16 protein-coding genes are annotated in these 14,269 nt (G+C 57.4%); 12 read left to right on the top strand and 4 right to left on the bottom strand.

Annotated features, from left to right (window positions below):
* Positions 1 to 2: 2 nt before the first annotated feature.
* Entirely contained in the window at positions 3 to 323 is a 321-nt protein-coding gene (gene cyaY, locus ACMYSN_RS13940) for an iron donor protein CyaY (protein ID WP_123758112.1), read from the bottom strand.
* Positions 324 to 461: 138 nt separating this feature from the next.
* Between cyaY and lptM the strand changes: the two genes are divergently transcribed.
* The 8 genes from lptM to corA all read left to right on the top strand — a co-directional run bounded on the left by lptM (position 462) and on the right by corA (position 7,389).
* The gene (lptM, locus tag ACMYSN_RS13935) at positions 462 to 665 is read left to right on the top strand and encodes an LPS translocon maturation chaperone LptM (RefSeq protein WP_174510362.1); all 204 of its coding nucleotides are present in this window, start codon (positions 462 to 464) and stop codon (positions 663 to 665) included.
* Between the two features lie 35 nt (positions 666 to 700).
* Positions 701 to 1,525 carry a diaminopimelate epimerase gene (gene dapF / locus ACMYSN_RS13930; RefSeq protein ID WP_462498258.1) on the top strand — a complete coding sequence of 275 codons (825 nt, stop codon included), beginning with the start codon at positions 701 to 703 and terminating at the stop codon, positions 1,523 to 1,525.
* Complete coding sequence (locus ACMYSN_RS13925; RefSeq protein WP_123758109.1) at positions 1,522 to 2,229, top strand: DUF484 domain-containing protein; 708 nt, start codon at positions 1,522 to 1,524, stop codon at positions 2,227 to 2,229. The genes dapF and ACMYSN_RS13925 overlap by 4 nt, the downstream gene beginning before the upstream one ends.
* Positions 2,226 to 3,128: a tyrosine recombinase XerC gene (gene xerC, locus ACMYSN_RS13920; RefSeq protein WP_154145217.1), complete on the top strand. Its 903-nt coding sequence runs from the start codon at positions 2,226 to 2,228 to the stop codon at positions 3,126 to 3,128. The genes ACMYSN_RS13925 and xerC overlap by 4 nt, the downstream gene beginning before the upstream one ends.
* The gene (gene yigB / locus ACMYSN_RS13915) at positions 3,128 to 3,844 is read left to right on the top strand and encodes a 5-amino-6-(5-phospho-D-ribitylamino)uracil phosphatase YigB (RefSeq protein WP_123758107.1); all 717 of its coding nucleotides are present in this window, start codon (positions 3,128 to 3,130) and stop codon (positions 3,842 to 3,844) included. The genes xerC and yigB overlap by 1 nt, the downstream gene beginning before the upstream one ends.
* A 78-nt stretch (positions 3,845 to 3,922) precedes the next feature.
* Positions 3,923 to 6,085: a DNA helicase II gene (gene uvrD / locus ACMYSN_RS13910; RefSeq protein ID WP_123758106.1), complete on the top strand. Its 2,163-nt coding sequence runs from the start codon at positions 3,923 to 3,925 to the stop codon at positions 6,083 to 6,085.
* Positions 6,086 to 6,233: 148 nt separating this feature from the next.
* Positions 6,234 to 6,290, top strand: a complete 57-nt coding sequence (ysgD, locus tag ACMYSN_RS13905; protein WP_350028775.1) for a YsgD/CorL family protein — start codon at positions 6,234 to 6,236, stop codon at positions 6,288 to 6,290.
* A gap of 148 nt (positions 6,291 to 6,438) precedes the next feature.
* Entirely contained in the window at positions 6,439 to 7,389 is a 951-nt protein-coding gene (corA, locus tag ACMYSN_RS13900) for a magnesium/cobalt transporter CorA (protein WP_123758105.1), read from the top strand.
* A gap of 62 nt (positions 7,390 to 7,451) precedes the next feature.
* Here corA and rarD read toward each other — a convergent pair whose 3' ends face one another.
* Both rarD and yigI read right to left on the bottom strand, forming a co-directional pair.
* Positions 7,452 to 8,345 (bottom strand): EamA family transporter RarD, encoded by an 894-nt coding sequence (gene rarD / locus ACMYSN_RS13895; RefSeq protein WP_462495227.1) that lies wholly within the window; start codon positions 8,343 to 8,345, stop codon positions 7,452 to 7,454.
* Between the two features lie 49 nt (positions 8,346 to 8,394).
* Positions 8,395 to 8,859, bottom strand: coding sequence for an acyl-CoA thioesterase YigI (gene yigI, locus ACMYSN_RS13890; protein WP_154145220.1), 465 nt, complete (start codon positions 8,857 to 8,859; stop codon positions 8,395 to 8,397).
* Between the two features lie 156 nt (positions 8,860 to 9,015).
* Between yigI and pldA the strand changes: the two genes are divergently transcribed.
* From pldA to rhtC, 3 genes are all read left to right on the top strand, one after another.
* Positions 9,016 to 9,888: a phospholipase A gene (pldA, locus tag ACMYSN_RS13885; protein WP_462495226.1), complete on the top strand. Its 873-nt coding sequence runs from the start codon at positions 9,016 to 9,018 to the stop codon at positions 9,886 to 9,888.
* 67 nt (positions 9,889 to 9,955) lie between these two features.
* Positions 9,956 to 11,782 carry an ATP-dependent DNA helicase RecQ gene (recQ, locus tag ACMYSN_RS13880; RefSeq protein WP_462495225.1) on the top strand — a complete coding sequence of 609 codons (1,827 nt, stop codon included), beginning with the start codon at positions 9,956 to 9,958 and terminating at the stop codon, positions 11,780 to 11,782.
* Between the two features lie 84 nt (positions 11,783 to 11,866).
* A complete protein-coding gene (rhtC, locus tag ACMYSN_RS13875; RefSeq protein ID WP_123758102.1) occupies positions 11,867 to 12,487 on the top strand; it encodes a threonine export protein RhtC in 621 nt (206 codons plus the stop codon).
* A gap of 44 nt (positions 12,488 to 12,531) precedes the next feature.
* Here the strand turns inward: rhtC and rhtB are convergent, their stop codons facing one another.
* Positions 12,532 to 13,152 (bottom strand): homoserine/homoserine lactone efflux protein, encoded by a 621-nt coding sequence (gene rhtB, locus ACMYSN_RS13870; protein ID WP_462495224.1) that lies wholly within the window; start codon positions 13,150 to 13,152, stop codon positions 12,532 to 12,534.
* 109 nt (positions 13,153 to 13,261) lie between these two features.
* Here rhtB and pldB point away from each other — a divergent pair, with 109 nt between their 5' ends.
* Complete coding sequence (gene pldB / locus ACMYSN_RS13865) at positions 13,262 to 14,254, top strand: lysophospholipase L2 (protein WP_462495223.1); 993 nt, start codon at positions 13,262 to 13,264, stop codon at positions 14,252 to 14,254.
* Positions 14,255 to 14,269: the final 15 nt, after the last annotated feature.

Genomic DNA, 14,269 nt, shown 5'->3' with positions numbered 1-14,269 from the left:
CCTTAGCGGAAGCTGACCTCTTCGCCTGCCTGCTGCGTGGCCGCCTGTTCCAGCAGATCCCAGAAGGTTTCCCCGCTGCGATCGCAAACCCACTCATCACCTTTTAAATCAAAATGATAGCCGCCCTGTTTTGTGGCCAGCCACACCTGATGCAGCGGCTCCTGACGGTTGATAATGATTTTGCTGCCGTTTTCAAAACTGAGGGTCAGTACGCCGCCGTTAATTTCACAGTCGATATCGCTATCGCCGTCGCGGTCGTCCAGACGCTCTTCGATGGTCATCCACAGGCTGTCAGCCAGTCGATGGAATTCACTGTCGTTCATCGTTCTACCCTGCTTTTTTGAAGATGCCGGCAGTATAGCGCGAAACAAAAGCGCGCGCAGTCGGATGCTAAACGCTTGCTTTTACGTCTTCTCCTGCGATGATAGAAAGCAGAAAGAGTGAATCACGGGCAACTATCAATGAAAAACGTTTTTCCAGCGCTTGCCGTTTTATTGGCGGTCTTTAGCCTGACCGGCTGTGGTCTGAAGGGACCGTTGTACTTCCCTCCGGCAGAAAAGACGGCTGCACCGCCGACCAAACCGGTCGATAGCGGGATCCAGAGCTCGACGCCAGATCGTAACGATCGCGGTGATAGCGGCGGCCCGACCCAGATAAACTATTAACGATAACGTTCTGTTCCGCGCAACTGGAGTAGATGATGCAGTTCTCTAAAATGCATGGCCTTGGCAACGACTTTATGGTCGTTGACGCGGTAACGCAGAATGTTTTTTTCTCACCGGAGCTGATTCGCCGCCTGGCGGATCGTCATCTGGGCGTTGGTTTCGATCAGCTGCTGGTGGTTGAACCGCCTTACGATCCTGATCTGGATTTCCACTATCGCATCTTCAACGCCGACGGCAGTGAAGTCTCACAGTGCGGTAACGGTGCGCGCTGCTTTGCTCGCTTCGTGCGCCTGAAAGGCCTGACCAATAAACGTGACATCCGCGTGAGCACGGCGAACGGTCGTATGGTATTAAGCGTAACGGAAGACGATCTGGTGCGGGTGAATATGGGCGAGCCGAACTTCGAGCCCTCTCAGGTGCCTTTCCGCGCCAACAAAGCGGAAAAGACCTATATCATGCGCGCGGCGGAACAGACAGTATTGTGCGGCGTCGTCTCGATGGGCAATCCGCACTGTGTTATCCAGGTCGATGATGTGGAAACCGCGGCGGTAGAAACGCTGGGCCCGGTGATGGAAAGCCACGAACGCTTCCCGGAACGCGCGAACATCGGCTTTATGCAGGTCGTCGAGCGCAATCTCATTCGTCTGCGGGTATATGAACGCGGCGCGGGTGAAACCCAGGCCTGCGGCAGCGGCGCCTGTGCGGCGGTCGCGGTGGGCATCCAACAAGGATTGCTGGCCGAAGAAGTACGCGTGGAATTGCCAGGCGGGCGTCTTGATATCGCCTGGAAAGGCCCGGGCCAACCGTTGCTTATGACTGGCCCGGCGGCACATGTCTACGACGGATTTATTCACTTATGAAACAAGTCGGGGAAGAACAGCAGGAAATCACTGGCGCGCTGGACGATCGCGCGGTGGTGGACTATCTGTTGCAACATCCTGAATTCTTTATTCGCAATGCCGCCCTCGTGGAGCACATGCGCGTACCGCATCCGGTGCGTGGCACCATTTCGCTGGTGGAATGGCATATGGTGCGGGCACGTAACCATATCAACGTGCTGGAAGAAAACATGATGCTGCTGATGGAGCAGGCGACGGCGAATGAAAGCCTGTTCCAGCGCCTGCTGCATCTGCAGACGCGGCTGGCGTCGGCGGAAAGCCTCGATGAGATGCTGAACCGCTTTCACCGCTGGGCCCGTGAGATCGGGCTGGCGGGGGCGACGGTGCGTCTGTTTCCTGACAGCTGGCGGCTCGGTGCGCCATCGAAATTCACTCATCTGGCGCTGAGCCGGCAGGCGTTTGAGCCCATTCGCATCCAGCGTCTTGGCCAGGCACGCCACTATCTCGGGCCGCTACACGGGCCGGAACTGCTGGTGGTGCTGCCTGAAGCGAAAGCCATCGGGTCGGTCGCGATGTCGCTGCTCGGCGGCGATGACGCGCCTGGCGTGATGCTGTTCAGCAGCCGTGACGCTCAGCATTATCAGCCCGGGCAGGGGACGCAGCTGCTGCAGGAGATCGCGTTAATGCTGCCGGGACTGTTGGAGCGCTGGGTTGAACGCGCATGACCGACTCCCCGTTATTCACCGCCGTTGAACGTTTTCTGCGTTATCTGGGCGTGGAGCGTCAGCTCAGCCCGATTACGCTGCTGAACTACCGGCGTCAGCTCGAGGCGCTGATGGCGTTGGCTGAACCGGCAGGACTGAAAAGCTGGCAGCAGTGCGATGCCGCTCAGGTTCGTGGCCTGGCGGTGCGCAGCCGCAAGCAGGGTCTGGGGCCCGCCAGCCTTGCGCTGCGGCTTTCCGCGTTGCGCAGCTTCTTTGACTGGCTGGTGGCGCAGGGCGAGCTGACGGCGAACCCGGCGAAAGGCATCTCCGCCCCGAAAATCCCGCGTCACTTGCCGAAAAATATCGACGTCGATGACGTGAACCGACTGCTGGATATCGACCTCAACGATCCGCTGGCGGTGCGTGACCGGGCGATGCTGGAAGTGATGTACGGTGCGGGCCTGCGTCTCTCCGAGCTGGTCAATCTCGATATCAAACACCTCGATCTGGAATCCGGCGAGGTGTGGGTGATGGGGAAAGGCAGCAAAGAGCGTCGCCTGCCGATTGGCCGCAGCGCGGTGGCGTGGATTGAGCACTGGCTCGATCTCCGCGGGCTGTTTGGCACCGATGACGACGCGCTGTTTTTATCCAAATTGGGGAAACGGATTTCCGCGCGAAACGTGCAGAAGCGTTTTGCCGAATGGGGCATCAAGCAGGGGCTGAACAGCCACGTGAATCCACATAAACTACGCCACTCGTTTGCGACACATATGCTCGAATCGAGCGGCGATCTGCGTGGCGTGCAGGAGCTGCTGGGTCACGCCAATCTGTCCACCACTCAAATCTATACCCATCTTGATTTTCAACACCTTGCCTCGGTGTATGATGCGGCGCATCCGCGCGCCAAACGGGGGAAATAATGCGCTTTTACCGACCTCTGGGCCAGATTTCTGCTTTGACGTTTGACCTGGACGATACCCTTTACGACAACCGCCCGGTCATCGACCGCACGCTGCATGAGTCGCTGGCCTTCGTGCGGCAATACCATCCGGCGCTGAGCCACTTCGACGTTCACGAGCTGCACCAGCTACGCGAAACGTTGCTGGAGACGGAGCCGGAGATTTACCACGACGTGACCGAATGGCGCCGCCGCGCGCTGGTGCTGGGAATGACGAATGCCGGGCTGTCCGCCGGGCAGGCTGCCGAAGGTGCAGAGGCGGCGATGGCCAATTTTGCCCACTGGCGCAGCCTGATCGATGTCCCGCAGGAAACCCACGATACGCTGGCCGCCCTGGCAAAAAAATGGCCGCTGGTGGCGGTGACGAACGGGAACGCGCAGCCGGAACGCTTTGGGCTGAATGACTATTTCCGTTTTGTATTACGTGCCGGTCCGGACGGACGCTCGAAACCCTTTGCCGATATGTATCATCTGGCGGCCGAGCGCCTCGAACTGCCGCTCGGTCAGATACTGCACGTGGGGGATGACCTGACGACCGACGTCGCCGGGGCGATCCGCTGCGGTATGCAGGCCTGCTGGATCAAACCGCAGGGGGCCGACCTGATGCGCGCCAGCGACAGCCGTCTGCTGCCGCACATTGAAATTTCGCAGTTGGCATCTCTGACCTCGCTGATATAATCACCACTAGTTCTGTATATATTAACAGTATGCCCGGTAGACCTTGCGTGACCGGGCAGCTCTTTTCCGGCGGTGCCAATGGACGTTTCTTACCTGCTCGACAGCCTTAATGACAAACAGCGCGAAGCCGTTGCTGCTTCGCGTACCAATATGCTGGTTCTGGCTGGTGCGGGCAGCGGTAAGACTCGTGTCCTGGTGCATCGTATCGCCTGGCTGCTGAGCGTGGAAAACTGCTCGCCCTATTCGATTATGGCGGTGACCTTTACCAACAAAGCGGCAGCAGAGATGCGTCATCGTATCAGCCAACTGATGGGAACCAGCCAGGGCGGCATGTGGGTCGGCACATTTCACGGACTGGCCCACCGACTGCTGCGGGCTCACCATCTGGATGCTAACCTGCCGCAGGATTTTCAGATCCTCGATAGCGAAGATCAGCTGCGTCTGCTGAAACGCCTGATTAAAGCCATGAACCTCGACGAGAAGCAGTGGCCGCCGCGTCAGGCAATGTGGTACATCAACAGCCAGAAAGACGAAGGGCTACGCCCGCACCATATTCAAAGCTACGGTAACCCGGTTGAGCAAACCTGGCAGAAGGTCTATCAGGCCTATCAGGAAGCCTGCGATCGCGCTGGTCTGGTGGATTTTGCCGAGCTGCTGCTGCGCGCGCACGAGCTGTGGCTCAACAAGCCGCATATTCTCCAGCACTACCGTGAGCGCTTCACCAATATCCTCGTCGATGAGTTTCAGGATACCAACAACATTCAGTACGCCTGGATTCGCCTGCTGGCGGGCGACAGCGGCAAGGTAATGATTGTCGGCGATGACGACCAGTCGATCTACGGCTGGCGCGGCGCCCAGGTAGAGAACATCCAGCGCTTCCTTAACGACTTCCCCGGTGCAGAAACCATCCGCCTGGAGCAGAACTACCGTTCAACCAGCAACATCCTGAGCGCGGCGAACGCCCTGATTGAAAACAACAGCGGGCGTCTGGGCAAAAAGCTGTGGACCGATGGCGCCGACGGCGAACCGATCTCGCTCTATTGCGCCTTCAACGATCTTGATGAAGCGCGCTTTGTGGTAAACCGTATTAAGACCTGGCAGGAGAACGGTGGGGCGCTGGAGCAGTGCGCGATTTTGTATCGCAGCAACGCCCAGTCGCGTTTGCTGGAAGAGGCGCTGTTACAGGCCAGCATGCCGTACCGGATCTACGGCGGTATGCGCTTCTTCGAACGCCAGGAAATTAAAGATGCGCTGTCGTATCTGCGCCTGATTGCCAACCGCAACGACGACGCGGCCTTTGAGCGCGTGGTCAACACTCCGACGCGCGGCATCGGGGATCGCACGCTCGACGTGGTGCGTCAGACCTCGCGCGATCGTCAGCTCACACTGTGGCAGGCGTGTCGTGAACTGCTGAAAGATAAAGCCCTGGCCGGTCGTGCCGCTAGCGCGTTACAGCGTTTTATGGAGCTGATAGACGCCCTGGCGCAGGAAACCGTGGATATGCCGCTGCATGTACAGACCGACCGGGTCATTAAGGATTCCGGCCTGCGGATCATGTACGAGCAGGAGAAAGGCGAGAAGGGCCAGACCCGTATTGAAAACTTAGAGGAACTGGTGACGGCAACGCGCCAGTTCAGCTACAACGACGAAGATGAAGATTTAATGCCGCTGCAGGCGTTTCTCTCCCACGCCGCGCTGGAAGCGGGCGAAGGGCAGGCGGATACCTGGCAGGACGCGGTACAGCTGATGACCCTGCACTCGGCGAAAGGTCTGGAGTTCCCGCAGGTGTTTATCGTCGGCGTGGAAGAGGGGATGTTCCCGAGCCAGATGGCGCTGGATGAAGGCGACCGTCTGGAAGAAGAACGTCGCCTGGCCTACGTTGGCGTGACGCGGGCGATGCAGAAACTGACCCTGACCTACGCGGAAACCCGTCGGCTGTACGGCAAAGAGGTCTACCACCGTCCGTCGCGCTTTATCGGTGAGCTGCCGGAAGACTGCGTGGAAGAGGTGCGTCTGCGGGCGACGGTGAGCCGTCCGGTCAGCCATCAGCGGATGGGAACGCCGATGGCGGAAAACGATACCGGCTACAAGCTGGGCCAGCGGGTTCGCCATCCTAAGTTCGGCGAAGGTACTATCGTGAATCTGGAAGGAAGCGGCGAACACAGTCGCCTGCAAGTGGCGTTCCAGGGGCAAGGTATCAAATGGCTGGTGGCGGCTTATGCGCGGCTGGAAACAGTGTAACATTAAGAAAAATATCGTTTTTTTATAATTATCTGCTAGCCTTATATGCTAAAGGGCAGGATTTGCTCTTTAGCGTTCCGTTGCGTGTTGACGCCGTTTTTGCGCTGGCGTAACATGCGCGCACGATTACGCTAAGAGGACATTCGCCTTGGACACACCCAGTAGATGCTGGCTCAACTTCCTGTCCGTCAGGAACAACTCCTAAGGCTATCCTCTTATGCTGATAGCCTTAGCGGTTGTCGGCGACCCGTCATTCCCGTCGCTCTGAGTCAGGCTTAATGGTCTGAAACCCAAATTGTTTCTGTGTGCCCACCGAACTGTCCGATAATTTTTTTGCATTGGGAGTCCCGGTCATGCTGAGCGCATTTCAACTGGAAAATAATCGTTTAACACGCCTGGAAGCGGATGAAATAAAACATCTCGCCAGTTCGGTGTGGGTCGATCTGGTGGAGCCAGACGACGATGAACGAAGCCGCGTACAGACGGAACTGGGTCAGAACCTGGCAACCCGTCCGGAACTGGAAGACATCGAAGCATCGGCGCGTTTCTTCGAAGACGAAGACGGTTTGCACATTCACTCATTCTTCTTTTTTGAAGATGCCGAAGACCACGCCGGTAACTCCACCGTGGCGTTTACGATTCGTGAAGGGCGCCTGTTCACCCTGCGCGAGCGCGAACTGCCCGCGTTTCGTCTCTATCGCATGCGCGTGCGCAACCAGCTAATGGTTGATGGCAACGCCTATGAGCTGCTGCTGGATCTGTTCGAAACCAAAATTGAACAGCTGGCGGATGAAATCGAAAACATCTATAGCGACCTGGAAAAACTCAGCCGCGTGATTATGGAAGGCCGTCAGGGCGACGAGTACGATGACGCGCTGTCAACGCTGGCGGAACAAGAGGATATCGGCTGGAAGGTGCGCCTGTGTCTGATGGATACCCAGCGAGCACTGAACTTCCTGGTGCGTAAGGCCCGTTTGCCGGCGGGGCAGCTGGAGCAGGCACGTGAGATCCTGCGCGATATCGAATCCCTGCTGCCGCACAATGAATCGCTGTTCCAGAAGGTCAACTTCCTGATGCAGGCGGCGATGGGCTTTATCAACATCGAGCAGAACCGCATCATCAAGATCTTCTCGGTGGTCTCGGTAGTCTTCCTGCCGCCAACGCTGGTGGCTTCCAGCTACGGGATGAACTTCGAGTTTATGCCGGAGCTGCACTGGAGCTTTGGTTACCCGGGCGCGATTGTCTTTATGATGCTCGCCGGTCTGGCACCGTATCTCTACTTTAAGCGTAAAAACTGGCTGTAGATTGGCAGATGCCCGGATAGCGGCAGCGCCGCTGCCCGGGCTTTATACGGTTTCGAGCGGGGTTATCCCTTACGCAGCCGGCGCTGGGTATACAGCGCATCAACGATAAAGACCGCCAGCGCAATCCAGATAAAGGCGAAGGTCACCATCTTATCGGCCCCCGGCACTTCCCCGTAAAACACCACCGCCAGCAGGAACATCAGCGTCGGGCCAATATACTGGAAGAACCCCAGCGTAGAGAGTCGCAGGCGGGTGGCAGCGCCGGTAAAGCACAGCAGCGGAATGGTGGTGACAACCCCGGCCGCCATCAGCAGCAGGTTCAGCGACCACGGGTTTTGCCCCATATGGCTGGTCGGGCTGTCGGCGATGGCGAACAGATACAGCGCCGCCACCGGTAGCAGCCACAGGGTTTCAACCAGCATGCCGGTTTGCGCATCAACGGCGATCTTTTTACGCAGCAGCCCGTAAAAGGCGAAGCTAAAGGCCAGCCCCAGGCCGATAATCGGCAGCGAACCAAAGGTCCACAGCTGTACCAGCACGCCGCAAAGCGCCAACAGTACCGCCAGCCACTGCATCCGGCGGAAGCGCTCGCCGAGGAAGATCATCCCCAGCACAATATTCACCAGCGGGTTAATAAAGTAGCCAAGGCTAGCCTCCAGCATATGGTGGTTATTCACCGCCCAGATGAAAAGCAGCCAGTTGCCGCCAATTAGCACCGCCGATACCGCCAGCAGAAACACCTTCCGCGGCGTATGCAGCAGTTTCTTCACCTGCGGCCACTGGTGGCTGAGGCTGATCAACGCCAGCATGAAAAAGAACGACCAGATCACGCGATGGGTCAGGATTTCATCGGCGGGAACATAGTAGATAAGTTTGAAATAGGCTGGTGCGATGCCCCAGATAAAATAGGCGGCAAGAGCCAGAATAATCCCCAGCCGCGTTTGTTTTGCATCCATCAGTAGAATCCGTTACGCCAAAACAACGATGTTACTTTATTTAGCGCGCTCAACCCACCATATACGTTGCCGTGGCGCTGGCGATATAAACCTGCTCTTCATTGTGCAGTTCTACCCGGGCCACCGCGACTTTGTTGCCGGCACGCAGCAGGCTGCTGGTGGCGGTAAAGTGCTCGCCGCGTCCGGGACGCAGATAGTCCACGCGCAGGTCGATGGTGCCCATGCGCGACAGGCGCTGGCGCAACTCTTCTTCGTTGATCGTGTCGTGTCGGGTCAGGGTGCTGCCGACACAGACCAGCCCGGCGGCGACGTCCAGCGCCGAGGCGATGACTCCGCCGTGCAGAATGCTTTGCGCCCAGTTGCCCACCATCATTGGCTGATTTTTAAAGCTCAGTTGAGCAAACTCTTTTTCGTAACGCTCTAACTTCAGGCCTAAGGCGCGGTTGAAAGGCATGTGGTCGACAAAAATTTCGCCTACCAGCTTAAGGGCGGCTTCGGCAGTAAGTTCAGACATGACGATGATATCCGTTCGTTAATGAAATGTTGATTTTATGCTTCTAAAACGGTGATTACCACTTTCAGAACGGATAACCGGGCAGGGCGGTTATAAACAGGTAGAATGAGTCCGGGGTAAAACAGAAATAAAAATCATTCATTCAGGAGAACAGCAATGCGTATCTCTTTGGCCTGGCTGCTGGCGCTTGGTGCGCTTCCGGCAGGCGTTTTGGCGCAGGACGCGCCGGTTAGTCGTCCCGTTCACGATACACCAGCGGTACGCGGTAGCATTATCGCTAACCTGTTACAGGACCACGACAACCCTTTCATATTGTATCCCTATGAGAGCAACTATCTGCTCTATACGTGGAGCAGCGATATCAACAAGGAAGCGATCTCCAGCTATGACTGGGCGGAGAACGCCCGCAAAGATGAAGTGAAATTCCAGCTCAGCCTGGCCTTCCCGCTGTGGCGCGGGATCCTCGGCGAGAACTCGCTGCTGGGGGCATCCTATACCCAGAAATCCTGGTGGGAGCTCTCTAACAGTAAGGAATCGGCACCGTTTCGTGAAACCAACTATGAACCGCAGCTGTTCCTGGGCTTTGCGACGGATTACCAGCTGGCAGGCTGGACGTTGCGCGATATCGAAATGGGTTACAACCACGACTCGAACGGCCGCTCTGACCCCACCTCCCGCAGCTGGAACCGCCTGTATGCTCGCCTGATGGCGCAAAACGGCAACTGGCTGGTGGAAGTGAAGCCCTGGTACGTCGTCGGCAGTACCAGCGATAACCCGGATATCACCAAATATATGGGCTATTACCGCCTGAAGGTCGGCTATCAGCTCGGTGAGGCGATTCTGAGTGCCCAGGGGCAATATAACTGGAACACCGGTTACGGTGGCGCCGAACTGGGCGTGAGCTATCCGATCACCCGCCACGTGCGTTTCTACACCCAGGTCTACAGTGGTTATGGTGAATCGCTGATTGACTATAATTTTAACCAGACGCGTGTTGGCGTCGGTGTAACGCTCAACGATCTGTTTTAATCGTTGCACTCTGGCTCACGGGCGCTGAAAATAGCGCCTGTTTTCTTTTCAGGCAGGTGGGGTCAACGTGGCGCAGGCGGAAGTATTGAATCAAACAGTGCTGGCAAAGCAGGTTTTACAGGAAACCTTCGGCTACCAGCAGTTTCGCCCTGGTCAGGAAACCATTATCGACACGGCGTTGGGCGGGCGTGACTGCCTGGTCGTCATGCCCACCGGCGGCGGTAAATCGCTGTGCTATCAGGTTCCGGCACTGGTACTGGGTGGCCTGACCGTTGTAGTGTCGCCGCTGATCTCGCTGATGAAAGATCAGGTCGACCAGCTGCTGGCTAACGGCGTGGCCGCCGCCTGTCTTAACTCGACGCAGAGCCGCGAACAACAGCAGGAAGTGATGGCGGGCTGTCGCAACGGCCAGATCCGCCTGCTGTATATCGCCCCTGAGCGATTGATGCTGGATAATTTCCTCGAGCATCTCAGCCACTGGAACCTGGCGATGCTGGCGGTGGATGAAGCCCACTGTATTTCCCAATGGGGACATGACTTCCGTCCGGAGTATGCCGCGCTGGGCCAGCTGCGGCAGCGCATGCCGCAGATCCCGTTTATGGCGTTGACGGCGACCGCCGATGACACCACTCGCCGCGATATTGTGCGCCTGCTGGGGCTGAACGACCCGCTGATTCAGGTCAGCAGCTTCGATCGTCCCAACATCCGTTATATGCTGATGGAGAAGTTTAAACCTCTCGATCAGCTGATGCGCTACGTGCAGGACCAGCGTGGCAAATCGGGCATCATCTACTGCAACAGCCGTTCGAAAGTGGAGGACACCGCCGCCCGTCTGCAAAGCCGGGGTATAAGCGCGGCTGCCTACCATGCCGGGCTGGAAAACGACATCCGGGCGGACGTGCAGGAAAAATTTCAGCGCGACGATCTGCAAATCGTGGTCGCGACCGTTGCCTTCGGCATGGGGATCAACAAACCCAACGTCCGCTTTGTGGTGCACTTCGACATTCCCCGCAATATTGAATCCTATTACCAGGAGACCGGGCGCGCCGGGCGTGATGGCCTGCCGGCAGAAGCGATGCTGTTTTACGATCCGGCCGATATGGCGTGGTTACGCCGCTGTCTGGAGGAGAAACCCGCCGGGCCGCTGCAGGACATCGAACGCCATAAGCTCAACGCGATGGGCGCGTTTGCCGAAGCGCAAACCTGCCGCCGTCTGGTGCTGCTGAACTATTTTGGCGAGGGGCGTCAGGAGGCGTGCGGTAACTGCGATATCTGCCTCGACCCGCCGAAACAGTACGACGGCTTAATGGACGCGCGTAAGGCGCTGTCGACCATTTACCGCGTGAATCAGCGCTTCGGGATGGGCTATGTGGTTGAGGTGCTGCGCGGGGCCAATAATCAGCGCATTCGCGAGATGGCCCATGACAAGCTGCCGGTGTACGGCATTGGTCGCGATCAGAGCCACGAACACTGGGTGAGCGTGATTCGCCAACTGATTCATCTCGGCCTGGTGACGCAAAATATCGCCCAGCATTCGGCGCTACAGCTGACCGAGGCCGCCCGTCCGGTACTGCGTGGCGAGGTGCCGCTGCAGCTCGCCGTGCCGCGTATCGTGGCGCTCAAACCGAAGGCGATGCAAAAAACCTTCGGCGGCAACTACGATCGCAAGCTGTTTGCCAAGCTGCGCAAGTTACGCAAGGCCATTGCCGACGAAGAGAATATCCCGCCGTACGTCGTATTTAACGACGCGACGCTGATTGAAATGGCCGAGCAATCGCCGATCACCGCCGGTGAGATGCTGAGCGTCAACGGCGTGGGCACGCGGAAACTGGAGCGCTTCGGTAAAGAGTTTATGGCGCTGATCCGCGCCCATGTCGATGGTGAAGATGAGTAGTCAGCCGGGCCAAAAAGTGCCAGGATAGTTTCGGTCTTCACTATATTCCTGCTAGTAAAATAGCCTGTTAAGTAGGGTTCAATCATGCTGATGCTTTTCCTGACCGTCGCGCTGGTGCATATCATTGCGCTGATGAGTCCTGGCCCGGATTTTTTCTTTGTTTCGCAGACCGCCGTCAGCCGCTCTCGTAAAGAGGCGATGATGGGCGTGCTGGGCATTACCGTTGGCGTCATGGTTTGGGCGGGCGTGGCGCTGCTTGGCCTGCACCTGATTATCGAAAAAATGGCCTGGCTGCACACCATTATTATGGTCGGCGGCGGCTTGTATCTGTGCTGGATGGGGTATCAGATGCTGCGCGGCGCGCTGAAGAAAAGCGACGTCACGGCGGCGGAACCGCAGGTTGAACTGGCCCGCAGCGGGCGCAGCTTTTTGAAAGGGCTGCTGACAAACCTCGCCAACCCGAAGGCGATCATTTACTTCGGTTCCGTGTTCTCGCTGTTTGTCGGGGATGATGTTGGCGCGGGTGAACGCTGGGGTATTTTCCTGCTGATCGTCCTTGAAACCCTGGCCTGGTTCACCGTCGTCGCCAGCCTGTTTGCGTTACCGACGATGCGTCGCGGTTATCAGCGAATGGCGAAATGGATCGACGGTATTGCCGGTACGCTGTTTGCCGGTTTTGGTATTCATCTGATCATTTCACGCTAAGCAGATATGTCCCGGTTCGCCTGAGGTAAACCGGGACCTACTTCTCAGGCATGGCGTGCGGAAGCCAGCAACGCCCCTACCAGCATAAATAACGATCCGAACACCTTGTTCAAGGCCTTCATCTGCTTTGGACCTTTAATCCATGCCGCAATCCGCTGCGCCAGCGTCGCGTAGCCAATCATGACGATGATATCCACCACGACGGTCGTGACGCCCAGCACCAGATACTGCATGAGCTGGGGCTGATCCGGCGTGATGAACTGCGGGAACAGCGCGGCCAGGAAGACAATGCTCTTCGGATTGGTGAGGTTAACGAACACCGCACGCTGGAACAGTTTTCCACGCGTTTGGGCCTTCGCCAGGGTGTTGAGGTTGAGGGAACCCGCCGCCCGCCACTGCTGAATACCCAGCCAGATAAGATAGGCTGCCCCGGCCCATTTCAGCACTTCGAAGGCCAGCACAGAACGGGAAAACAGCGTTCCCAGCCCAATCCCGACGAGTACGATATGAATGGCCAGCCCGGCCTGTAAAGCAGCAATAGAGGCGGCCGCGCCACGGTAGCCGTGGTTGATTGAGGTCGTCATGGTATTAATCGCCCCGGATCCCGGCGACAGGCTGAGAATGATAGATGTCAGCAGATAGGCGAACCACCACTCGAACGTCATGAGAAACTCCCTGATTGTCTGTTTTTATGCCACAATACGCTATTGTGTAAGCATTGTCTGATGCGCGATAAAAAAACGATTTTCAGTGGTTAACAGGGGTGTAAACCCGATGTTCAAGCAGCAAAAGGATTGGGACACGCGAGAAAACGCGTTTGCGGCTTTTACGATGGGGCCACTTACCGATTTCTGGCGTCAGCGGGAAGAGGCGGAATTCAGGGGCGTAGATGATGTCCCGGTTCGCTTCGTGCGCTTTTGCGCCAAAGATAACGATCGGGTGGTGGTGATTTGCCCGGGGCGTATTGAAAGCTATGTGAAATACGCTGAACTGGCTTATGACCTGTTCCACAGCGGCTTTGATGTGATGATTATCGATCATCGCGGTCAGGGACGCTCCGGACGCATCCTCAACGATAGCCATCGCGGTCACGTGGTGCGCTTTAGCGATTATGTCGACGATCTGGCTGCGCTCTGGCAGCAGGAAGTCGCTCCCGGTCACTGGCGAAAACGGTTTATACTCGGCCATTCGATGGGGGGCGCGATCGCCACGTTATTTTTGCAGCGTCATCAGCCGCATTGTGATGCGATTGCGCTGTGCGCGCCGATGTTTGGCATTGTCATGCGTTTCCCTGACTGGATGGTGCGGCATATTCTCGACTGGGCTGAGGGCCATCAGCGCATTCGGGAAGAGTACGCGCTCGGTACCGGGCGCTGGCGGGCGTTGCCCTTCTCGCTCAACGTGCTGACACACAGCCGTCAACGCTACCAGCGTAACCTGCGATTTTATGCCGATGAACCGCAGCTGCGCGTTGGCGGGCCAACCTACCACTGGGTACGTGAGGGGGTGCTTGCCGGCGAAGAAGCGCTGGCGGGCGTTGAGAAAGACACCACCCCGACATTGTTATTGCAGGCCGAAGAAGAACGGGTTGTCGATAACCGCATGCACGAGCGCTATTGCGAACGTCGTGCCGCAGCAGGTCATCCCTGCGAAGATAATAAGCCGCTTGTCATAGAAGGGGCATACCATGAGATCCTTTTTGAAAAGGACGCCATGCGCTCAGTCGCGCTGAATGCCATCGTCGATTTTTTCAGTCGACACAATTAGAGTCTGCCAGGACAG

This window comes from Klebsiella sp. R445 (assembly GCF_051131755.1).
GTDB lineage: Bacteria > Pseudomonadota > Gammaproteobacteria > Enterobacterales > Enterobacteriaceae > Klebsiella > Klebsiella lignicola.
This window is presented reverse-complemented; position numbering and strand designations above follow the sequence as displayed.